This window comes from Mesorhizobium sp. WSM4850, assembly GCF_055811735.1.
On record NZ_JBVVPV010000023.1, the window covers coordinates 48,986 to 70,429 of the forward strand.

The following is a 21,444-nucleotide window of genomic DNA, read 5'->3' on the forward strand; positions in this document are numbered from 1 at the left end:
TTGATTCCCTTGAGTTTTCACCGCTCTATCTGATGGTCAAGAAGGGTGGGACCAAGTCCTGGACCTTCGTCCACTTCAAGGGCTCGGGTGCCGGCCGCGTCTGGAAGGAAGCGGGGCTCGGCTCTTATCCCTCTGTCTCCCTGAAAGATGCGCGCATTGTCGCGACCGCCTGCCGCGACCGCCTGCGGCGCGGGCTTGACCCAATAGAACAGCCTTCCGAAAAGAAGGCCGAAGCTCCAACATTCGCTGAGTGCGCGGAAGACTTCATTGTTGAAGTCTGCAAGAGCTGGAGGAATCCGAAACACAAGGCCCAATGGGAAATGACCCTCGGCGATGCCTACTGCAAACCGATCCGCAAAAAGCCGGTCGACAAGGTGACCACGGCCGAGGTCCTCGAAATTTTAAAGCCGGTCTGGCAGGCCAAGCCGGAAACGGCGCAACGGCTTCGCGGCCGAATTGAACGGGTGCTGGACTTTGCCAAGGCCTCGGGGCATCGATCGGGCGAAAACCCAGCTTTGTGGCGCGGCCATCTGCAACACCTGCTGGCGAAGGCAAAGAAGCTCTCTCGCGGGCACCACCCAGCGATGCCTTACGCTGATGTCCCGGTATTCGCGAAGCGCCTGCGGGCCGCTGAAGCCCTGTCGGCAAAGGCGCTGGATTATCTCATCCTGACGGCGGCGCGTTCGGGCGAAGTTCTCGGAATGAAGTGGCCTGAGGTGGATCTGGACGAAAAGGTCTGGACCGTGCCGGCTGAGCGCATGAAGGCGGGCAAAGACGCGCACGTCGGATGCTGCACGGGCATTCACGCACAATGAGCGCGCCGCACGGGATGCAAAGACGGCTCGCCTTCGGGAGCAACGACTTAAGGCCGAAATCACTCTTCCTGCTGCCTTAGCAGCCAAGCCGAAGAGGAACCGGAAAGTCTAGAAGCCCTAGCAGGCACACGTGCACTTACCGAGGCTCTCGTATCAAGTTCAAGTAAGTCGGGTCAAAATCCGCCAACTCGCGAAGGCGATCGATATCGAGAACGGTCACCATTTTGCGATCCCATCTGATCAGCCCAGATGCGCGCAACTCCTGGATCATCCGGTTAACGTGTACGACTGATAAACCAACGATATCGGCAATGTCGGACTGCGTAACGGGTAGTTGGAAGCTTTGGCCACGGACAAGCCCCACAGTTTCCAGACGTGCGTAGAGCTCGCAGATCAAGTGAGCAAGGTGAGTATTGGACGGCCGGCGGCCGAGGCAGGTGACCCAGTTCCGCTCTATGGCGGCATCTATCACAGTAGAGAGCCACAGCAGACGACCGAGATGTGGCGACGCAGCGATTATGGCTTGGAGACTGGTATGGGGCACGAACGCAGCGATGCAATCCCCAAGCGACACGACGCTGTGGTCCATGACCTTTAGCAGCATCGAGTGCAGGTCAACGAAGTCGCCCGCTATATGAACTGCCGTAAGTTGGCGCTTGCCCTCGGAGACGTATTGCTGGCGGGCCGCAAAGCCGTTCAGGACAAGACAGCTTTCGGTTGGACGGGAGCTCTCCACCACAAGTTTCTCGCCAGCAGCAAACGTCCGGATTCGGAACGGCAGCTGCTCCAATAACCTCTTCTCTTCCTCGCTGATGTGGTCTCGGCGCTCGAGAGCCAGGATCAGCGCTGTGAAAGTGCCAGTCACAATATGCCGGGGGCACCGACGCCCCAGGGAGGTGGTTGGTCGCGTTGTGGCACAGCCTTCTCCTTCTGGTGCTTATGGTCGCTCATCGGGCGAGGAAACACCGATGATCAGACCAACCCCTTTTTAAGCGATTGCGGTTTGCTGGCCAATCCCCTTTGTCGGTCCGGGGCTCCGTTTCGTCCCACGCGCCGCGCCCATCAGGTCCGAATGTGCGGAACGGAGGTGACCCTCAACGGACAGCTAAATGGTTGATGAGGGCGTGTCGTCTCGCTCGCGAAGACGACCGCCAATAAGATTCGAAGCTGTCGTCCCGACCCGCACGATGCCGGAAAATTAGCATTTGTTAGTCTGCACGTAAGTAATTCCAAAACCGCGACGCCAATGTGGAACCGACCTTCTTTCGACGGGTTAGCGTGGGCTTATCAGACCGATCAACCTCATTCGAACTCGGAGATAAACATGCCAACAGAGCGGAGCGAGTTTGTGACCCTCATCCCTGCCGTGCGGGCCTTCGCCCGCACGCTCTCTAGGGATGCCTACGATGCCGACGACCTGGTCCAGGAGACGCTGATGAAAGGTATCGCAAACATCAACCGCTTCCAGCCCGGGACCAATATGAAATCCTGGCTTTTCACCATAATGCGCAACACTTTCTATACGCGCATCAAAATGGCGAATCGCGAGGGACCCGGTCTGCTCGATTGCGCTTCGAGCCGGCCTGCGATCGCGGCGAGCCAGGAATGGTCGCTACGCAGCCAGGAGATGGCGCGGGCCATCGAAGCTTTGCCGGACGATCAGCGCCAGGTTATTGTTTTGATAGGCGTTCTCGGGACCAGTTACGACGACGCGGCAAGCATATGCGGCTGCGCCATCGGAACGATCAAGAGCCGCTTGAGCCGCGCGCGCCACCGGCTCCTAGGAACGTTTGGCGAAAAGGGTTCGGGCGATGCCGTAACCACCTCGTCCATCTCCGCCGCCGCCCTCCAGTTCGACGAGGCGCGCGTTTAGGAGTAACCCTTTCGATGCAGTCACCAGCAAGCCGAGGCAAATCATTCGCAGCGCTGGTCCCCCAGTAACTCGCCGCAATAAGGATAAAACTGATGAGCGACGCATTTCCCCACTCCCGCCAGGACGAAAATTTGGCTTACTCGACCGCCAGTGACGACGCTCGCACGATCTTGCTGAACAAAGTTAGCTGGGGCGCCATTTTCGCCGGGGTGGTCGTCGCTCTCGTGGTCCAAGTCCTGCTGACTTTGCTGGGTGCGGGTATGGGCATCGCCACGCTCGATCCCGGGACCGGTGACAATCCCGAGGCATCGACCTTGTCGATTGTAGCCGGTATCTGGTACGTCCTGTCCGGCATTGTTGCTGCGTTTGTTGGCGGCTACATCGCTGCTCGGATGTCCGGCAAGACGCTCCCGACCACGGGCGCCTTCCATGGTCTGACAACGTGGGCACTCACAACCTTGCTGGTCTTATATTTCCTCACCAGCACCGTCGGCATGATTGTTGGCGGAGCTTTCAGTGGCATCGCAAGTGCCGTCGGCGGCTTGAGCGAGACTGTAGCGCAGACTGCGGCCCCGATTGTCGCAGAGGCCAATCCTCTCGAAGCTATTGGAGCTCAGGTGCGCTCGACCGGAACAGATCCGGAAGCCCTTAACAATGCGGCCATTAACGCGATGCGCGCTCTCATCATGGGCAACGAGGCGGATGCGAACGCAGCGCGTCAAAACGCGGCACAAGCACTGGCGACGGCGCGCGGCATCCCTCTCGAACAAGCCACGCAGCAGGTGACGCAGATGGAACAACAATATCACCAAGCCGTCGAGCAGGCGAAGCAACAAGCGGCGGAAGCCGCAGATATCGCTGCTTCGGTCGTATCGTCCGGCGCACTCCTGGCATTCGCTTCCCTTGTGCTTGGCGCGATTGCGGGCTGGTTTGGTGGCCGTTCCGGGGTGGTTCACCCAGTCTTTGCAGACCGCCTCATACCTACGCGGCACGGTTTGACATGACTCTCAGTTCCGCCGATGACGCGACGCCGGCCTCGTTCAAGCGCGATGATGCCTTGAAGGATTGAAACATAGGGGCCGCATGCGACTTAAGCCCGCCATGCCGAAAGGTGCGGCGGGCTTTTTTTGCGCGTGGAACAAAGGCTTGCGACGATAGTTTGGCCATTTGCAGCATGTTTTCGCAGGCACATGCTGCGATCGGTGTCCTCCGATCAGCCCGCGTCCTCTCCCGGAGGCGCGGGCTTTCTTCGCTCATGGAACCAAAAAGATCAAACTTTATTGAAATCGGGTGCTGTTGCGTTGGGGTTTGTATGGCCGAAAGGCTGGCGTTTATTCCACCGATGGAGCCCAAGCTGGTCGCCAAGCCACCCGGGGGGACGACTGGATTCACGAGGTCAAGTTCGACGGCTACCGCTCCCAGATCATCATCGACGGCGGCGGCGCGCGGATTTTCACCCGCCGCGGACTCGACTGGACCTCCAAATACCGCGACCTAGCTGCAGCGGCCAAGACAATGCATGTCGAGGGTGCCATCATCGGCGGCGAAATTATCGTCTTGAATGAGGATGGCATTTCGGATTTTGCCGCCCTTCGGAAGGCGATCACGCGGCGCCAGCACGACCTCTACTTCGTCGCCTTTGATCTGCTGCACCTCAACGGCCACGACCTCCGCGACATGGCACTGGGGGACCGGCGGGAGATACTGCACGGCATGATCCCTCCTGATATCCGTATCCAATTCAGCGAGGCACTGCCGGGCGAGGCGAATGCGATTTATCACCTAGTCGACAAGGCTGGCCTGGAGGGGATGGTATCAAAGCGCGCGAACTCTAAATACCGCAGCGGTCCGACTACCAATTGGCTGAAGACAAAATCTTTCACCGAAAGCGAATTCGAGCTTCTTGGTGTCGAGCGCGAGCGGGGTAAGCCGGCCTTTGCCCTGATGGCCGAGCCGGGGACCCGCAAATATGTCGGCAGTGCCGTCAGCGTCAATCGCGAGATGCGCGAGAGACTTTGGAAAAGGGTCCAGGAACATGCCGGGCCACCGCCCAAGGACATGCCAAAGCGGCCGGCAACGCAGTGGGTCAAGCCGGGGGTCAAAGCCCGCGTGAAGCACTTGCGCGGCGAAGAGGACCTTCGGCACGCCTCGCTGCAGGACTTCTGGATGACGAGTGAGCTTCCGCTTCGATCTGAACCGCCTTTTGTTGATCCTTAAGCAGTCGGGTCGTCCTTACCGCTTCCACCATCTGGGCCACTTGCGGTAGGTTGATTGAGTCGACCCTGAGGCGCTTCAGCCCTGCTTGACGTAGCCGGCGGTGACCTCGTCTTTGTGTGCGGCGAAGGCTGCGAGGACCTCCGCTTTCTCAGGCTTCGGAACCTTGGCGAAGTCCAGCGTCCGTCCGAGTTCCGCTGCGACCTCATCAAATTCCGCGGGAGAGATCCGGAGGTCCCGGTGGGCCTCCTCAAGGCCGAGCGGCGTCGTGCCGGGCTTGGTGGCCGTGAACCTGAAGGGCCCGCCAGAAACGTCGCAGACCCACAGCGTGCGCATGAACTTGAGGCCGGGCAACCTTCCAAGGTTCTCGGTGTGCCATTCTCGCAGCTGCGGGTTCTCGGACGTCTGGCCGACGATGGGGTTCTTCACGATGGCGTCGCTGAAGTGATCCACCACCGCTGCGATGGGGAAGACGCCTCCCAGCCGCTCGTACAGACTGTTCTCAGGCGTGGTTTGGTTGGCCTGCGCGGAGGTATTATCCGCCGCCGCCAAAGCCATCGGGGCGACGGTCAGCCCGGCGACAACGCTTCGTCTTGTGAAAGAGGTCGAGACAGCCGTTTTCATCTCTGTTTTCCTTCGAGTTAAGCCAGAGCAAGCCGCAGCATGTCTGGCGGCTTCATGAAGTGACATTCGGACATATCCACTTTGCCGTAACCGGGCATCGTCTAAGGAATCTACGAGCCCCCCGCCCGAATTATTCCGAGTGACCACATTCCGACGCTCGACATTCGTTAGAAGGCGAAAACCGCGGATGCTCCCCAAGCGTTGCGGACTTTAGATGGGCCCGCCGGCCCGCTCCAGTTCATGGGCGACAACCTCAGGCTGACGTTTCATGTCAAACAGTGCTCGACTTATGACGGCGGCACAGAAAACGCCGCAGGGTGACGGAAAAAAATAACGTCAACCTCATGAACCTAGCGCCTCGGTGTCATGCTCAGTCGAAGCGGACGGGTTGCCAGTCTCGATCGCCAGCGGTGAGGGGCTGCGCAGTCTGTCGCATGCACGGTGCCGGCGGTGGCGCACCTGAAGGCAAGCGGAACGGCAACTATCGCAACGGAGGCAGGACCAAACGCACAATCGCAGCCTTGGCGGTTGTCCAGGCAATGGCCCGGATATGCGGCAGACGATCGATGATCTATCGGATTAACTGGGAACTAGGGCGTGGACTCGTTAACGCGCAGCCATACCCGGATTGACGCAAGTTGAATGAAGGCAAGGTAGTTGGCCGCGAGCTTGTCGTAGCGTGTTGCCACTCGCCGACACTGCTTGATCTTGTTGAAGAACCTTTCGACCAGATTTCGAGCCCGTTAGAGCTACGGGCTGAAGCTGAGCGCGTCTTTCCGATTGCTCTTTGGAGGGATATTCGCCCAGGCTCCATGCTGGAGGACAAGATCCAATCGGCGTCTGGGAAGCACGACTATCCTGCTTCGCATTCCGGCAGCCGCACAGGTTTGGCGGGCTTCGCAAGCACCTCCGGTTTGGCGCAGGGAGGGAAACCAGCTAGCGGCATTGTCTCTATGAACCGACTGCGCTCCATTGTGCTCAGGCCGGATTCATTGATCATGCTCTCGACAGTCAGGTCCGGGTGCTGCTCGAGAGTTTCCACAACCGAAGCATTTGCCTCATCGGTTCGACCCAGTGCCGCGAGGGAGCTGCTACGCACCACCCAATTCCACTTTTGGTAGTTGTTACGCGTCATGCGCTCCAGCGTCTTCAGCGCGTCCTCATACCGGCCCACCATAAAATAGGCATTGGAGAAGAAGTTGGACGTCCACATCGGGTAGTTCGGGTCGAGCCGGATGACTTGGTCGACCATTTGAGCGCCGCGTTCGGGTTCACCGAAATGCGCTGCAAAGCCGGAATAGAAAGTCAGGATTTCGGACGAACCAGAAGCTAGGCGAAGGGCCGTATCCATCTCAGCCTTGGCGCGGGCGATGTCGCCCTGATCTGCAAGGCTCATACCAAACACCGCGTGTGCTTCAGCGTCGCTCGGGTCAAGCCGCACCGCGCGTTCGGCCACCTCGGCAGCCGCCTTGAAGTTGCTCTCGGGATTGAAACCAAACACAGCCAATAGAGCATGAGCATGGTAAAGTTCTACCCAAGCCCGGGCCAGCCCCGGATCCAGCTCGACGGTTGAGAAACGTGATGGCCGCCTCCTCATCCGCTTTGGTGAGCTTTTCAATCTTCTCCGTCCCGAGCAGATAGTACTCATAGGCATTCAGGTTTTCAGGCCGTTTACGTTTGGCTGCAGCCCGCCCGGCTTCTTGAATTAGTCCCACTCCGCCGCCGAGGCGGTTGGTGACCTGCTCTGCGATTTCGGTCTGAACGGCGAAGACGTCCTCAGTGGGCCGATCCCAACGCTCCGACCAAAGATGGTTGCCAGTTTTCGCATCGATCAACTGCGCAGCGATCCGCACCCGGTCACCTTGGCGTTGAATCGAGCCTTCTAGTACATAGCCAACGTGGAGGACACTCGCGACCTGACGGGCATCAACCGCCTTTCCTTTGTAAACTTCCGTCGAATTCCGCGCGACGACCTCGAGTTCGGGAAACCGGGCTAGGTCGGTAATGATGTCTTCGGTCAAGCCGTCGGCCAGACGCCCGGTCGCATCGTCGCCGCCATAATTGGCGAAGGGCAGAACTGCGACCGAAGGCTTGGCCCTCAAGGGTGCGGGCTGAAAAAAAACGACCAAGCGCCGGTTAAACCCAGCACCAGGATCGCTACCGCTGCGATGGCAGCCCAGTGCGGCATGATCTGGCGAAACGGCCGGCGCACTCGTTTGCCGTCGAGTCTCAGTCGGTAGATCCGAACCGGGCGGCTGATGTTCTTTACCCGCTGCTCGCTCAGGAAATCGAGAGGGCGTCGAGCTTGCCCTGCAGATGATCGTAGGCTGTGCCGGACACCATCACGCCTCCCGGCTCGGCGAGTTGCTACAACCGCGCTGCGACATTGACGCCATCGCCATCGCCATAGACATCGTCATCCACCAGGGCGACATCGCCAAGATTGACGCCGATACGGAACACGGCGCGCTCAGCCTCGGGCAATCCGGCATTGCGCGTCCCCGACGCTGTCTGGATCTCCACGGCACATGCAACCGCATCGACGACACTATCGAACGCGACCAGCGCGCCGTCGCCCATCAGCTTGATGATACGGCCATGATGCCGGGCAATGGCGGGATCGATGACCTCGGTGCGAACCGCCCTTAACCGCGCAATCGTGCCGGCTTCGTCGGCCTCCATCGCTTTCGAATAGCCTGCCATGTCCGCAGCGAGGATCGCCAGCAGCTTCCGGTCGAGCGGGGGAACATTCATGAGCGCGCCCCTGCATGAACATGTAACGTGCGCGGAGTCTACACCCCTCGAAGTGCCATGGCGAGCACGCTGCCAAATGGGCATGACCGCTGTTGCACTTCGCGTCATTTTACGGCGACGCAGCAATTCGCGGCAACAGGGAGCGTCGCTTTTGACGGCAGGGCGCCGCTTCAGATCGGCCTTCGCAGTTAGCAGAGATAGCACCGTTTGCTCTGAAGACTACAGCGGCAATGCGGTAGCATGCTGGCCTCTCATCATGCGCATTGCCCGTCCCCTTGTCACCGACCGTCTTTCGTCGCGCGGTTCTGGCCTAGTTCAGCTCTGCCAGGAACGCGTTGATCGCGTCAGCACCTTGCTTTGGCTGCTGGCACATCCACCAATGACCCGCCCCTTCCAGAACGGCAACCTTTGCCCCGGCGCGCTCGGCAGAACGGCGCGCGAGCGTCTCGCCGCCGCAATAGGAATCTTCCGTCGCGATCAGCGCCAGGCCGGGTTTGGCGGCTGCCCGCGGCAAGCCGGTTCCGAGTTCGCGCATCACCGGTTGAGCGGCTGATCTGTACAGTCCCAGGATTGCCCTGCCCATCTCCGCGTTCGTACCCGCCGCCACCTTTTCAGCAATCGCCGAGGTCATACCCAAGCTATCGTACTGCTTGGCTCTGGCCTCGGCCGGCATGCCGACCATCTGCGCAACCGCCTGCTCGCCGATTTCCGGCGTCTGCCAGGCCTGCGCCAGGTCGTGCCAGACGTAATCCGGGTCGAGCACGCCCAGAACATCGGCCGTCCAAGACCGTATTAGGTCCGGGCGGTCCATTGCTATGCGCATGACATGTCCCCCACCCCAGTCATGCCCCACGAGATCGATCGGTTGCGCCAACTTCTCGAGTTCGCCGGCAAGCCAGTCGCGATAAGCATCAATGGAACAGTCGAAGCCGGCAGGGATGACGGACCCAAATCCGGGTGGAGACAGCCGAACAATGTCATCGTCGCGCAGATGCGGGACGAGATCGTCCCAGATCGCCTCCGTTTCCGGAATTCCATGAACGAGAACGATGGTCATCCCAAGCTTCTTCCCCAAAGAACATCTGTCGCCCAACCGCCTGCAGTCGAATACGCTGCCGCTGGCAAGCAAAGAATTGCGCTGCGGGCGAACACCTGCGAGCGCCTCGCGCTCGTCCGGCCTTCCCGCACTGTCCTGCCCACAAGGTCGATTGGACCCTACTATGGAACCAGAAAAAAATGTGCACAAGGGTCGAATGCCGCTTGGCAACTTTGGGTCAGGAGCGCTGGTCCCGGCCCAAAGTACGCTTTCCGGTAGCGTATTGGGTTCACAAAGGGCGGTTTAGGGCTTGATTAAGCCGTTCGTCGCGGTTGTCGGGAGTGGCGGCATCGGGTCAAATCCCCTGGTTCCGGTGAAGGTCCGCTTCCGGGAGCAAATTTGAGCCGGGAATGTCCGACTAGGGTCAATTCGCGACCTTCTCCCAGTAAGTTGAACGTCTGCAATCTTCGTTGCGGAGCCAGAAGCCGACCTTCCGCTGTCGGCCCAAAACGCGACGTCCGAGTGGTGGCTTGGCGATGTCAGGTGAGGGGCGGGCGCAAGCGACTTCTTCAGTCTCACGCCAGCGCCGCCGCCGTTCTCGGGGATGAACTCGACACCGGCCGAGACTAGCGCTCGTTCGATCGCAGCCAAAGCATCTTCCGAACCGCCGTATCGGCATGTCTCGAAGTTCGAATCGTGTTGCGGTGAACTCCGGCGGCCTTCGAAAGGTCAGACAGTGCTCGACAACTTCGTGGAGTTTCTTCGAAGGACCGGCAGAGCGTCACTGAACGGCGGCAAACTCTGCCGCTGCCTCACGGTGGCGGGCCTTTTAATGGCGCCATAGGAACAAGAGAGAGGCGATCCGGTTTCAGGAGGATGGAGGAAACTGGATATGCAAAACAAAATCAAAGAGCCACCACCGAGGCCCGACCCGAAGAAGAAGACACCTGTTCGTCGCCCCGACAAAAAAGCATCGCCAGAGCCTGAACATGTCGATCCGCCACCGCGAGATGTGCGAGAGGCACCGGCGCCAAATCCAAACGGGCGATAAGAATTCCTAACGGCCGGCACCCACGACCAAGTCGCCCCCTGCCTCACGGTGGCGGGCTTCATCGTTTGTGAACGTTAGGAACGGAGTTAGGAACTGTAAGTCTGCAACTTGCAAAGCGCAATGAAATCAATTTGATAGAGTATCATCTGGCGGAGAGAGCGGGATTCGAACCCGCGTTACGGTCTCCCGTAAACACACTTTCCAGGCGTGCGCCTTCAACCACTCGGCCACCTCTCCGTCCTGGCATTTTCGCTGCGGCCGGTTTCGCCGCGCGGGTTGGGGAGATGCCGTCTCCTTGTTGGGGGATTCCCGGTCCGGAACTTCGCACCGTAGGCGCCGTCAACCAGCGGACACCTTTTCCCCACACCTGAGCCGTCAAAGCAACAGGCGCGGGGCTCATCTAGTCGATCCGGTGCCGAATGCCAAGACATAACAGCACTGCATTCGCTTTGTCGGATGCTCTGTCCATACCGCCAGCGCTGCCTTGGCACGCCGATCGCCGCGATCGGCGTCGTCGTCTCAACCGACCGACGCTCAGCGGCGAAAACCGGCGGCGCAGGTTCAACTTCGCGTGTCGCGATTGCGGATAAAGCGCGCAGATCCTATTTATCAGTCCGATATAGATATTTCTGAAAAGCTTGCGGGGAGGTAGGATGTTCCGCTTCGTCTTCCGTCTTGCCGCAATGGTTGCGCTTTCGGTTTCGGTCATCATGGCGGTAGTCGACGCGACGCGCTCTGTGGCGGCCTCCGCCCTGGTCATGACCCCGCTCAACACGAGTTGGCTCGCCGTCGCGCCGGATACGCGAAGCGCCTTCGAAAGCTTCGTCCGCGACAGGCTTGGTCCGCTGCTGTGGGACGGTGCCATCGCCTGGGTGCTCAACCAGCCCGGTTTCGCGGTGTTCGCGGTGCTTGCCTTCGTTCTCTACATGATCGGCTACCGGCGGGAGCGGGCAACCGGGCGGTTCGCCTAGACTTGATAATTTGTTGTTAAGGATCTTCTGGCGTCCCCAACCAAGGCGTCCCCAACCAAAGAGAAAGGGAGACTGCACATGTTTCTCAGCGACATGCTGAACAAGAAGCTCAACCTGCCGAAACCTGCCGAGGCGCTGCCGGGCCGCGCCAATCCTATCCCGACGGCATCCAATCACTTTGTCTCGAAGCGGCCGCTGAAGGGTCCCTATCCAGGCGGGCTGGAGAAGGCGATGTTCGGGCTGGGCTGCTTCTGGGGCGCGGAACGCCTGTTCTGGCAGGTCGAGGGCGTCTGGGTCACGGCCGTCGGCTATGCCGGTGGCGTAACCCCCAATCCGACCTACCAGGAAACCTGCACCGGTTTGACCGGTCATGCCGAAGTCGTGCTGGTCGTCTACGACCCGAAGATCGTGTCCTATGCACAGCTTCTGAAGCTGTTTTGGGAAAGCCATGACCCGACGCAAGGCATGCGCCAGGGCAACGACGTCGGCACCACCTACCGCTCGACGATCTACACCTTCGCTGATGCGCAATACCAGGCGGCGATCGCCTCGCGCGACGGCTACGAGGCCTCGTTGCGCGGCGCTGGGTGCAGCAAGATCACCACCGAGATCGCGCCGGCGCCGGAATTCTACTTCGCCGAGGAAGACCACCAGCAATATCTGGCGAAGAATCCCTACGGCTATTGCAATCTGCAGGGCACTGGCGTCACCTGCGCCATCCCGGCTGGCGTCTCCGCCTGAGGCCTTGGCTGGACGATGATCCCGGCTTTTCCAACAGGTCAAAATTCCGCGTGAATTTTGCTTCGGGCCGTGCCAGATTGGCCCGAAGCGGGAGGAAGACACTCCTGTCTGATGTCGCATGCCTGCCGGAGAACCGGGCAGGCAGGCGGTGCATAACGGAAAAATAACCGACAGGGTGTGGATCACATGAAACGTATCGTTCTCGGCCTCCTGGCCGCAACTGCGATGGTTCTTCCGGCCTTCGCCGCGGACATCCAGCCAGCACTTCTCTACGATCTCGGCGGCAAGTTCGACAAGTCGTTCAACGAAGCGTCCTACAACGGCGCCGAAAAGTTCAAGGCCGAAACCGGCATCGCCTATGTGGAATTCGAGGTCTCGAACGCGACCCAGCGCGAGCAGGCGCTGCGCCGTTTCGCCGAGGATGGCCGCAATCCGATCGCCATGGCGGGCTTCTCCTGGGCAGATGCGCTGGAGAAGATCGCCGTCGAGTTTCCCGAGACCAAATTCGCCATCATCGACATGGTCGTCGACAAGCCCAACGTCCGCTCCGTCGTCTACAAGGAGCAGGAAGGCTCCTATCTCGTCGGCGTGATGGCGGCGATGGCCTCGAAGACCAAAAAGGTCGGCTTCATCGGCGGCATGGACATTCCGCTGATCCGCCGATTCGGCTGCGGTTATGTCGGTGGCGCCAAGGCGGCCGGCGCGACCGATGTCATCCAGAACATGACCGGCGACACGCCGGCAGCCTGGAACGATCCGGCCAAGGGCGGCGAGATCGCCAAGACGCAGATCGACCAGGGCGCCGACGTGATCTACGCAGCGGCAGGCGGCACCGGTGTCGGCGTGCTGCAGGCAGCAGCCGACGGCGGCAAGCTCGGCATCGGCGTCGATTCCAACCAGAACGGCCTGCAGCCCGGCAAGGTGCTGACCTCGATGGTCAAGCGCGTCGATGTTGCCGTCTACAACACGTTCATGGACGCCAAGAACGACAAGTTCACCGGCGGCATCAACGATCTCGGCCTCAAGGAAGGCGGCGTCGACTATGCCATGGATGACAACAACAAGGCACTTGTCGACGACGCGATGAAGGCCGCGGTCGAAAAGGCCAAGGCCGATATCATCGCCGGTACCATCAAGGTGCACGATTACATGTCGGACAATGCCTGCCCCTATTGACCGCGAGATTGCCGATCTGCTCGACGCCGCCGGGTGAAAACCCGGCGGCTTTTTCTTATCCGCAAGCTCACCAGTGCGGCGGCTTGGTCACCGGCACGTCGGGCCCGGCCTGATCCTCCAGCGCCAGGAAGCGGTCGGCCAGCGCATCGAGCTTGCGCTGCATTCGCTCGATCACCTTCCACTGCTCGGCGATCTGGCCGGACAGTTCCTCGATGGTCTTCTCCTGCTCGGCGGCGCGGATTTCCAGCGTCGTCAGCCGGTCGTCGGGCATGGTCATTTGAAATCCTCGATCCAGGCGATTGTGCAGGCTGCGGCCACGTTCGAAATTGACAAGCGCGCGGGGATTTGTCGAGAGTGAACGCTGCTCCGGCAATTGGCACGGGCGGGGCGTCATGCTAGGCGTTTTGACCAAGCGATAAAAATACGATGGGAAAGGCTGCATGGCGCAAGCCGCAATCGAGCTGATCGGCATCAACAAGAGTTTTGGCGCCGTGCGCGCCAATCGCGACATCAATCTGGAGATCGCGCGCGGCACCATCCACGGCATTGTCGGCGAGAACGGCGCCGGCAAGTCGACGCTGATGTCGATCCTTTATGGGTTCTACCAGGCCGACAGCGGCGAGATCCACGTCGGCGGCCAGCCGGCGTCGATCAAATCGCCCAACGACGCCATCGCGCTCGGCATCGGCATGGTGCATCAGCATTTCATGCTGGTCGACAATTTCACGGTGCTGGAAAACGTCATTCTCGGCGCTGAAAGCGATGCGCTGCTGAAGAAGAGCATCGCCAAGGCGCGGTCCGAGCTGGAACGGCTCGAGCGCGAATATGGGCTGGAGGTCGATCCCGATGCGATCATCGAGGAGTTGCCGGTCGGACTGCAGCAGCGTGTCGAAATCCTCAAGGCGCTGTATCGCGGCGCCGAGATCCTGATTCTCGACGAGCCGACGGGCGTGCTGACGCCCGCAGAAGCCGACCATCTGTTCCGCATCCTCAGGCAGTTGAAGGAGCAGGGTAAAACGATCGTGCTGATCACCCATAAGCTGCGCGAGATCATGGCGATCACCGATACGGTCTCGGTCATGCGCCAGGGCACGATGGTGGCGACACGGGAAACCACGAAGACCACGGTCGGGGAACTGGCCGAGCTGATGGTCGGGCGCCGCGTGCTGCTCAGGGTCGAGAAGGGCGAGGCTGAAGCCGGCGGGGTCAAGCTCGCGGTGAGGAACCTGACGGTGAAGGATTCGCGTGGCGTCACCATGGTCGACGACGTCTCCTTCGATGTGCGCGCCGGCGAGATCGTTGGCATCGCCGGCGTCGCCGGCAACGGGCAATCCGAAATGCTCGAGGCGATTTCCGGCATCAGGCGCGCCGTCTCGGGCTCCGTCATGCTCGACGGCAAGCCGATCGATCTGACCGGGGCCGCCGATCCCGGCGAACTGCGCGACCGCGGCCTCGCCCATGTCCCGGAAGACCGTCATCATGTCGGGCTGGTGCTGGCCTTCGAGGAGAACGAGAATTCGATACTCGGCTATCACGACGATCCGCGATACCTGAAGGGACCGTTCCTCGACATCGACGCGATCCGCGACGACGCGAGGGACAAGATCGCCAAATACGACATCCGCCCGGCGGACTGCCGTCTCAAGACCGCGAATTTCTCCGGCGGCAACCAGCAGAAGATCGTGCTGGCGCGGGAAATGGAACAGGACCCGGGCGTGCTGATCGTCGGCCAGCCGACGCGCGGCGTCGATGTCGGCGCCATCGAATTCATCCACAAGCGGCTCATCGCCATGCGCGATCAGGGCAAGGCGGTGCTGGTGGTGTCGGTCGAGCTCGACGAGATCCGTTCGCTCTCCGACCGCATCCTGGTGATGTTTGCCGGCCGCATCGTCGGCGAGCGCGGCCCCGAGGCCAGCGAAGGCGAGCTTGGACTGCTGATGGCCGGCGTCGAGCACCGGGAGGCGGCGGAATGAGCACGCCTTACGCCAAGCTGCCGGCCTGGGCGGATTACGGGCTGATCCCGGTGATCAATCTCGCCGTTGCCTTCGTCGTCGCCGGCCTCGTCGTGCTTCTGGTGGGCGAAAATCCGTTCCGCGCTGCCGCCGTCCTGATCGAGGGCGCCTTCGGCCGTGGGCAAGGCATTGCGTTCACGCTGTTCTACGCCACCACCTTCATCTTCAGCGGGCTGTCGGTGGCGGTTGCCGCGCATTGCGGCCTGTTCAACATCGGTGGCGAGGGCCAGGGCTATATCGCCGGTCTCGGCATCGGCATCGTCTGCCTGGCCTTCGACAGCGTGCTGCCATGGTGGCTCACCTTTCCGCTGGCGATCATTGCCGCTGCGGCGATGGGGGCGCTGTGGGCGCTGATCCCGGCCTATCTGCAGGCCAGGCGCGGCTCGCACATCGTCATCACCACCATCATGTTCAATTTCATTGCCGCCAGCGTCATGGTCTACGCGCTGGTCGGATTCTTGAAGCCGGCCAATTCGATGGCGCCGCAGACACGCACCTTCCTCGACGGCGCGCAACTGCCGAAGCTCAACTGGGTCATCGAATTGTTCGGCGCCAAGATCCGCTCGGCGCCGTTCAACATCAGCTTCCTGCTGGCGCTGGCCATGGCGTTTCTGGTCTGGATGCTGATCTGGCGCACCAGGCTCGGTTACGAGATGCGCACCTACGGCCACAGCGCGAAAGCGGCGCGCTATGCCGGCATTTCGGAAACCCGCATCATCATCGTCGCCATGATGATTTCGGGCGCGCTGGCCGGCATGATGGCGCTCAACCCAACGATGGGCGACCAGCACAATGTCGCGCTCGAATTCGTTTCGGGCGCCGGTTTCGTCGGCATCGCAGTAGCGCTGATGGGGCGCCTGCACCCGGTCGGCATCGTGCTCGCCGCAATATTGTTCGGCATGCTCTACCAGGGCGGCGCCGAGCTCGCCTTCGAAATGCCGGCGATCAGCCGCGACATGATCGTCATCATCCAGGGCCTGGTCATCCTGTTCGCCGGCGCGCTCGAGCATATGTTCCGGCCCTATGTCCAGGCGCTGTTCGCCTCGCTCAGCCCGAGATCTGTCGGCATCGAAGCGATCAAGGGGAAGGGTGCCTGAGATGGATCTGTTCAACGCCATCATCCAGGTTCTGGACTCGACTATCCGCCTGTCGGTGCCGTTGCTGCTCGCATGCCTCGCCGGTCTCTATTCGGAGCGGGCCGGCATTTTTGACATCGGGCTCGAGGGCAAGATGCTGGTCGGCGCCTTCGCCGGTGCTGCCTCCGCCTCCGTCTTCCATTCCGCCTATATCGGCCTCGGCATGGCCATCCTCATCTCGGTCGCTTTTGCGCTGGTCCACGGCTTTGCCTCGATCACCCATCGCGGCAACCAGATCGTCTCCGGCGTGGCGATCAATTTCATCGCCGCCGGATCGACGATCATGCTCGGCCAGGCCTGGTTCCAGCAAGGTGGACGTACGCCGGCTCTGGCATCGGATGAGCGGTTCGGGGCGATCGTCTGGCCCGGCGCGGACGCGCTCAGGGGCGTGCCGATCCTCGGACCGATATATTCGGAACTGATCTCCGGCCATTCCGTGCTGGTCTATGTCGCGTTCCTCGCCGTGCCGTTCACCTGGTGGGTGCTGTTCCGCACCCGTTTCGGCTTGCGCATGCGCGCGGTCGGCGAGAACCCGGCCGCGGTCGACACCGCCGGCATCTCGGTCGCCTGGCTGCGCTACCGGGCGTTGATCTGCACCGGCGTGCTCACCGGTATTGCCGGCGCCTATCTGTCGATGGTGCAGAATGGCGGCTTCGTTAAGGACATGACTGCCGGCAAGGGCTACATCGCCCTGGCCGCGCTGATCTTCGCCAAGTGGAAGCCGGTCAACGCCATGTTCGCCTGCCTGTTGTTCGGCTTCCTCGACGCGCTGTCGATCCGCCTGCAGGGCACGCCGCTGCCGCTGATCGGCAAGGTGCCGGTGCAGCTCATGCAGGCGCTGCCCTATATCCTCACCGTCATCCTGCTCGCCGGCTTCATCGGCAAGGCAATTCCGCCGCGCGCCGGCGGCGTGCCCTATGTCAAGGAACGCTAAGCGTGATTTCGAACCGCAGGTCAGCGTCAGCGAAATGTAGAAGCCGGTTTTCGGACAAGATCATGCAATGGAAAAACAATGTCGCATGATCTGTTCGAAGCGGCCAAGGCCGCCATGGCCAAGGCCTATGCGCCCTATTCGAAATTCCCGGTCGGGGCGGCACTGCGCACCGAGGACGGCCGCGTCTTTACCGGCGCCAACGTCGAGGTCGCGTCCTATCCGGAAGGTTGGTGCGCCGAAACCACCGCGCTCGGCCACTTCATCATGGCCGGCGGCGGCAGGATAACGGAGATCGCTGTCATCGCAGAGCGCATGGCTAAATGCTCGCCCTGCGGCGGCTGCCGGCAGCGGCTGGCCGAATTCTGCCGGCCGGAAACCAAACTCTATCTTTGCGACAATGCCGGCGTGGTCGAAACTGTGACCATGGGCGAGATGCTGCCCTACGGCTTTCAGGGCGAAATGTTGAAATGAAGAGCTTGGTTGAAATGAAGAGCTGGTTGACATGAAGGAAGCGCTTGATCGTCTGGTCGAAAGGCTGGACGGGCTGGCGCCCGCCACCGCGCTGGTGCTGGGTTCGGGCCTTGGCGGGCTTGTCGACCAGGTCGAGGATCCTGTCCGCATTTCCTATGGCGAATTGCCGGGCTTTCCCAGAAGCGGCGTCACCGGCCATGCCGGCGAGGTGGTGGCGGGACATTTTGCCGGCACGCCTGTGCTGATGCTGTCCGGCCGCGCTCACTACTACGAACACGGCAACGCGGCGGCGATGCGGCCGGCGCTTGAAGTGCTTGCCGGCCTCGGCATCTCGCAACTGATCCTCACCAATGCCGCCGGCTCGGTCGATCCGGGCATGGGGCCGGGCTCGGTGATGCTGATCACCGATCACATCAATTTCTCGGGTTCCAATCCGCTGATCGGCGAGCCGAGCGACCGCCGCTTCGTCGGCCTGACCGAAGCTTATGATGCCGGTCTTCGCTCAGCGATCGAGACGGCCGCGAAGGCGACGGACACCGCGCTGCACAAGGGCGTCTATATGTGGTTTTCGGGGCCGTGCTTCGAGACGCCCGCCGAGATCCGCATGGCGCGCGTCATGGGCGCCAATGCCGTCGGCATGTCGACCGTGCCGGAGGTCATTCTCGCCCGTTTTCTCGGCCTGCGCGTCGCCGCCTGCTCGGTCATCACCAATCTCGCCGCAGGGATGACAGGGGCGGAGCTTTCGCACCAGGAGACCAAGGACATGGCGCCGATTGGCGGCGCGCGGCTGGCGACGATCCTCCAGCGTGTGTTCCAGGATGGGTTGCCGGAGCGTAAGGTCCCGGCCTGATGCTTCCCCAGGAAATCATCCGCAGCAAGCGCGACGGCCACAAGCTGTCGACGCAGGAGATCGCCAGCTTCATCGAAGGCGTCACCGCCGGCACCGTCTCGGACGGGCAGGTCGGGGCCTTCGCCATGGCGGTGTTCTTCAACGGCATGAGCCGCGACGAGGCGGTGGCGCTGACCCTGGCGATGCGCGATTCCGGCGGCGTGCTCGATTGGTCGGACCTGCCAGGCCCGGTCACCGACAAGCATTCGACAGGCGGCGTCGGCGACAATGTCTCGCTGTTGGTGGCGCCGATCGTCGCTGCCTGCGGCGCTTATGTGCCGATGATTTCCGGCCGCGGCCTCGGCCATACCGGCGGCACTCTGGACAAGATGGACGCCATCCCGGGCTATACCAGCCAGCCGGATGTCGCGGGATTCCGCAAGGCAGTGCTCGAAGCCGGCTGCGCCATCATCGGCCAGACCGCCGATCTCGCGCCCGCCGACCGCCGGCTCTATGCGATCCGCGACGTGACGGGAACCGTCGAATCGGTGCCGCTGATCACCGCCTCGATCCTGTCGAAGAAACTGGCCGCCGGCCTGCAGTCGCTGGTGCTCGACGTAAAGGTCGGCAACGGCGCCTTCATGGAAAAGTCGCGCGACGCAACGACACTGGCGAACAGCCTGGTCGAAGTCGCCAACGGCGCCGGCCTGAAGACCTCGGCGCTGGTCACCGGCATGAACGAGCCGCTGGCGTCGGCAGCCGGCAACGCGGTCGAGGTGCGCAATGCCGTCGATTTCCTCACCGGCCGCTTCCGAGACCGGCGCCTGGAGGATGTGACGCTGGCACTGGCCGCAGACATGCTGCAGTCGGCCGGGCTGGTCTCGTCCAACCAGGACGGCATGCGGCGCGCCGCCGAGACGCTTGCCGGCGGCGGTGCCGCCGCCGTCTTCGCGCGCATGGTGGCGGCGCTCGGCGGTCCGGCCGACTTCGTCGAGAACCCGGAAAAACACCTGCCGAGGGCGGCGATGGAGTTTGCGGTCAAGGCGACCGAAAACGGCTTCGTCACCGGTATCTCCACCCGCGACATCGGGCTTGCCGTCGTCGGGCTGGGCGGCGGGCGCATCCGGCCGGACGACAGGATCGACCATGCGGTCGGCATCACCCGGCTGCTGCCTGTCGGCGCGGAGGTGCGGGCCGGCGAGGCGCTGGCGCTGGTCCATGCCCGCAATGCCGGAGATGCCGAGGCGGCCGCCGCCGCCGTGCTTTCGGCCTATACGATCGGCGCTTCGAAGCCGCCCGCGGAAAAAACCGTCATCCGGCGCATCCTGCCGCGCGGTTGAAGTTTTTTTATTGGACCATGATCTTTCCGAAAACCGGTTTCCACTTTTCGGGATCATGGTTCACTGGACGAGAAGCAGCGCGCCGTTCTCGACCTGGTATTTTTCCAACCTCTGGAGAAAGCTCAGGCCGATCAAATTGGTGCGCAGCGCCTTGTCGTCGAGCACGACCGCCTGGACGCCGTCGAGCGTGATCTTGCCGATCTGCAGCCGATCGACGGTCACCAGCGCAGCCTTGATCGCGCCGTTGGCGGTGTTGACCTGGTGCTTGAAATCCGACGCGTTCAGCGAAACGCCGATCCTGCGCGCCGTCGAACTGTTGATGGCGACCAGCGTTGCGCCGGTGTCGATCATGCCGTCGACCGTTCGACCGTTGAGCTTGAACGCCGACGTGAAATGCCCGCGCGAATCCGCCGGGATCACGACCTTGCGGCCGAGCGGCTGCGCCGGCCTGTCGGGAACCGTGGCCAGGTTCAGGTCCGTTTCGACCGCTGGGTTGGCGCCGACCGCCGATTTCAGCAGGCCTTCGAACATCTGCGGATTCGACTGGTAGAGCATCGGGAACGACGCCGATGCTACGGCGAGCACGCCAAGGATGAGAAGATTGCGCAGCATGGACCGGCCTTCGTGAAGACCCATGCTTATCGCGGCATGGTGTTTGCCGCTTTAACAGATGCGGAAAGCGGTCGTTTGCGTAAACGATCGGTAAACGAGCGGCGCCACGGTCATTTGGTCCCGTACATGCGGTCGCCAGCATCGCCGAGGCCTGGCATGATGTAGCCCTTCTCGTTGAGCTGGCGGTCGATGGAAGCGGTGAAGACCGGGACATCGGGATGCGCCTTGATGAAGCGCTCGAGGCCTTCTGGCGCCGCCAGCAAGCAGAGGAAGCGGATGTTGGTGGCGCCGCGCCCCTTCAACTTGTCGATCGCCGCGATCGCCGAATTGGCGGTCGCCAGCATCGGATCGACGACGATCACCAGCCGGTCGGCGAGATCGCTCGGCGCCTTGAAGAAATATTCGACCGCTTCCAGCGTTTCGTGGTCGCGGTAGAGACCGATATGGGCGACGCGCGCCGCTGGCACCAGGTCGAGCAAGCCTTCGAGCAAGCCGTTGCCGGCGCGCAGCACCGAGGCGAAAACCAGCTTCTTGCCCTCCAGCGTCGGCGCTTCCATCGTCTCGATTGGCGTTTCGATCGTCGTCGTCGTCAGTTCGAGGTTGCGGGTGACCTCGTAGCCGAGCAGCAGCGAGATCTCGCGCAGCAGCCGCCGGAAGCCGGCCGTCGAAGTTTCCTTCTTGCGCATGATGGTCAGCTTGTGCTGGACAAGCGGGTGGTCGACGACGGTGACGCCCTGCATGGTGGTCTCCTAGCTGCGCAGGTGAAAAGTGAGTAGTGAATAGTGAATAGTGAATAGTGAATAGGTTTGCGAGTCTTGGTTCCGACAGTCCTTGGTTCAGCGGAAAAACTCACGG

At 61.7% G+C, this 21,444-nt stretch carries 18 protein-coding genes, 1 tRNA gene and 3 pseudogenes; 13 read left to right on the forward strand and 9 right to left on the reverse strand.

The genetic code is table 11. The features are described 5' to 3' along the window. Positions 1-32 precede the first annotated feature (32 nt). On the forward strand, positions 33-815 hold the full coding sequence (locus AC0L2Z_RS21000) for a tyrosine-type recombinase/integrase (RefSeq protein WP_473629194.1): 783 nt from the start codon (positions 33-35) through the stop codon (positions 813-815). Positions 816-951: 136 nt separating this feature from the next. Here the strand turns inward: AC0L2Z_RS21000 and AC0L2Z_RS21005 are convergent, their stop codons facing one another. After that, on the reverse strand, positions 952-1,605 hold the full coding sequence (locus tag AC0L2Z_RS21005) for a Crp/Fnr family transcriptional regulator (protein WP_292432737.1): 654 nt from the start codon (positions 1,603-1,605) through the stop codon (positions 952-954). A gap of 534 nt (positions 1,606-2,139) precedes the next feature. Here AC0L2Z_RS21005 and AC0L2Z_RS21010 point away from each other — a divergent pair. From AC0L2Z_RS21010 to AC0L2Z_RS21020, 3 genes and pseudogenes are all read left to right on the forward strand, one after another. Beyond that, positions 2,140-2,688 (forward strand): sigma-70 family RNA polymerase sigma factor, encoded by a 549-nt coding sequence (locus AC0L2Z_RS21010; RefSeq protein WP_473629215.1) that lies wholly within the window; start codon positions 2,140-2,142, stop codon positions 2,686-2,688. Between the two features lie 92 nt (positions 2,689-2,780). Continuing rightward, positions 2,781-3,692, forward strand: coding sequence for a PhnA-like protein (locus AC0L2Z_RS21015; protein WP_473629195.1), 912 nt, complete (start codon positions 2,781-2,783; stop codon positions 3,690-3,692). A 308-nt stretch (positions 3,693-4,000) separates the two neighbouring features. Then, positions 4,001-4,905: pseudogene (locus AC0L2Z_RS21020) on the forward strand (ATP-dependent DNA ligase). 75 nt (positions 4,906-4,980) lie between these two features. Here the strand turns inward: AC0L2Z_RS21020 and AC0L2Z_RS21025 are convergent. From AC0L2Z_RS21025 to AC0L2Z_RS21045, 5 genes and pseudogenes are all read right to left on the reverse strand, one after another. Then, entirely contained in the window at positions 4,981-5,526 is a 546-nt protein-coding gene (locus AC0L2Z_RS21025) for a globin domain-containing protein (RefSeq protein ID WP_473629196.1), read from the reverse strand. 590 nt (positions 5,527-6,116) lie between these two features. Then, positions 6,117-6,269: pseudogene (locus AC0L2Z_RS21030) on the reverse strand (IS5/IS1182 family transposase); the annotation flags it as partial. A 110-nt stretch (positions 6,270-6,379) separates the two neighbouring features. Next, positions 6,380-8,280: pseudogene (locus AC0L2Z_RS21035) on the reverse strand (tetratricopeptide repeat protein). Positions 8,281-8,590: 310 nt separating this feature from the next. Next, positions 8,591-9,409: an alpha/beta fold hydrolase gene (locus AC0L2Z_RS21040; RefSeq protein WP_473629197.1), complete on the reverse strand. Its 819-nt coding sequence runs from the start codon at positions 9,407-9,409 to the stop codon at positions 8,591-8,593. Positions 9,410-10,514: 1,105 nt separating this feature from the next. Further along, a tRNA-Ser gene (locus tag AC0L2Z_RS21045) sits at positions 10,515-10,604 on the reverse strand. 416 nt (positions 10,605-11,020) lie between these two features. Between AC0L2Z_RS21045 and AC0L2Z_RS21050 the strand changes: the two genes are divergently transcribed. The 3 genes from AC0L2Z_RS21050 (at position 11,021) to AC0L2Z_RS21060 (ending at position 13,255) form a co-directional block, all read left to right on the forward strand. Then, positions 11,021-11,338 (forward strand): hypothetical protein, encoded by a 318-nt coding sequence (locus AC0L2Z_RS21050; RefSeq protein WP_128173521.1) that lies wholly within the window; start codon positions 11,021-11,023, stop codon positions 11,336-11,338. A 78-nt stretch (positions 11,339-11,416) separates the two neighbouring features. Beyond that, the gene (gene msrA / locus AC0L2Z_RS21055) at positions 11,417-12,079 is read left to right on the forward strand and encodes a peptide-methionine (S)-S-oxide reductase MsrA (RefSeq protein ID WP_473629198.1); all 663 of its coding nucleotides are present in this window, start codon (positions 11,417-11,419) and stop codon (positions 12,077-12,079) included. A gap of 186 nt (positions 12,080-12,265) precedes the next feature. Further along, positions 12,266-13,255: a BMP family lipoprotein gene (locus tag AC0L2Z_RS21060; RefSeq protein WP_128169914.1), complete on the forward strand. Its 990-nt coding sequence runs from the start codon at positions 12,266-12,268 to the stop codon at positions 13,253-13,255. Between the two features lie 67 nt (positions 13,256-13,322). On the opposite strand, the gene AC0L2Z_RS21065 is transcribed toward AC0L2Z_RS21060, so the two are convergent. Continuing rightward, the gene (locus AC0L2Z_RS21065; RefSeq protein WP_473629199.1) at positions 13,323-13,532 is read right to left on the reverse strand and encodes a SlyX family protein; all 210 of its coding nucleotides are present in this window, start codon (positions 13,530-13,532) and stop codon (positions 13,323-13,325) included. 163 nt (positions 13,533-13,695) lie between these two features. Between AC0L2Z_RS21065 and AC0L2Z_RS21070 the strand changes: the two genes are divergently transcribed. The 6 genes from AC0L2Z_RS21070 to deoA all read left to right on the forward strand — a co-directional run bounded on the left by AC0L2Z_RS21070 (position 13,696) and on the right by deoA (position 19,977). Then, complete coding sequence (locus tag AC0L2Z_RS21070; RefSeq protein ID WP_473629200.1) at positions 13,696-15,228, forward strand: ABC transporter ATP-binding protein; 1,533 nt, start codon at positions 13,696-13,698, stop codon at positions 15,226-15,228. Then, a complete protein-coding gene (locus tag AC0L2Z_RS21075; RefSeq protein ID WP_287064698.1) occupies positions 15,225-16,364 on the forward strand; it encodes an ABC transporter permease in 1,140 nt (379 codons plus the stop codon). The genes AC0L2Z_RS21070 and AC0L2Z_RS21075 overlap by 4 nt, the downstream gene beginning before the upstream one ends. Position 16,365: 1 nt before the next feature. Further along, complete coding sequence (locus tag AC0L2Z_RS21080) at positions 16,366-17,337, forward strand: ABC transporter permease (RefSeq protein ID WP_023797500.1); 972 nt, start codon at positions 16,366-16,368, stop codon at positions 17,335-17,337. A gap of 78 nt (positions 17,338-17,415) precedes the next feature. Further along, positions 17,416-17,808: a cytidine deaminase gene (gene cdd, locus AC0L2Z_RS21085; protein WP_128173524.1), complete on the forward strand. Its 393-nt coding sequence runs from the start codon at positions 17,416-17,418 to the stop codon at positions 17,806-17,808. A gap of 31 nt (positions 17,809-17,839) precedes the next feature. Next, on the forward strand, positions 17,840-18,658 hold the full coding sequence (locus AC0L2Z_RS21090; protein ID WP_128173525.1) for a purine-nucleoside phosphorylase: 819 nt from the start codon (positions 17,840-17,842) through the stop codon (positions 18,656-18,658). Further along, positions 18,658-19,977: a thymidine phosphorylase gene (gene deoA, locus AC0L2Z_RS21095; protein ID WP_473629201.1), complete on the forward strand. Its 1,320-nt coding sequence runs from the start codon at positions 18,658-18,660 to the stop codon at positions 19,975-19,977. Before AC0L2Z_RS21090 ends, deoA begins: the two co-directional genes overlap by 1 nt. 60 nt (positions 19,978-20,037) lie before the next feature. Here the strand turns inward: deoA and AC0L2Z_RS21100 are convergent, their stop codons facing one another. Both AC0L2Z_RS21100 and upp read right to left on the reverse strand, forming a co-directional pair. Next, positions 20,038-20,589: a TIGR02281 family clan AA aspartic protease gene (locus AC0L2Z_RS21100; RefSeq protein WP_473629202.1), complete on the reverse strand. Its 552-nt coding sequence runs from the start codon at positions 20,587-20,589 to the stop codon at positions 20,038-20,040. A 110-nt stretch (positions 20,590-20,699) separates the two neighbouring features. Then, the gene (gene upp, locus AC0L2Z_RS21105; RefSeq protein WP_029348092.1) at positions 20,700-21,329 is read right to left on the reverse strand and encodes a uracil phosphoribosyltransferase; all 630 of its coding nucleotides are present in this window, start codon (positions 21,327-21,329) and stop codon (positions 20,700-20,702) included. Positions 21,330-21,444 lie beyond the last annotated feature (115 nt).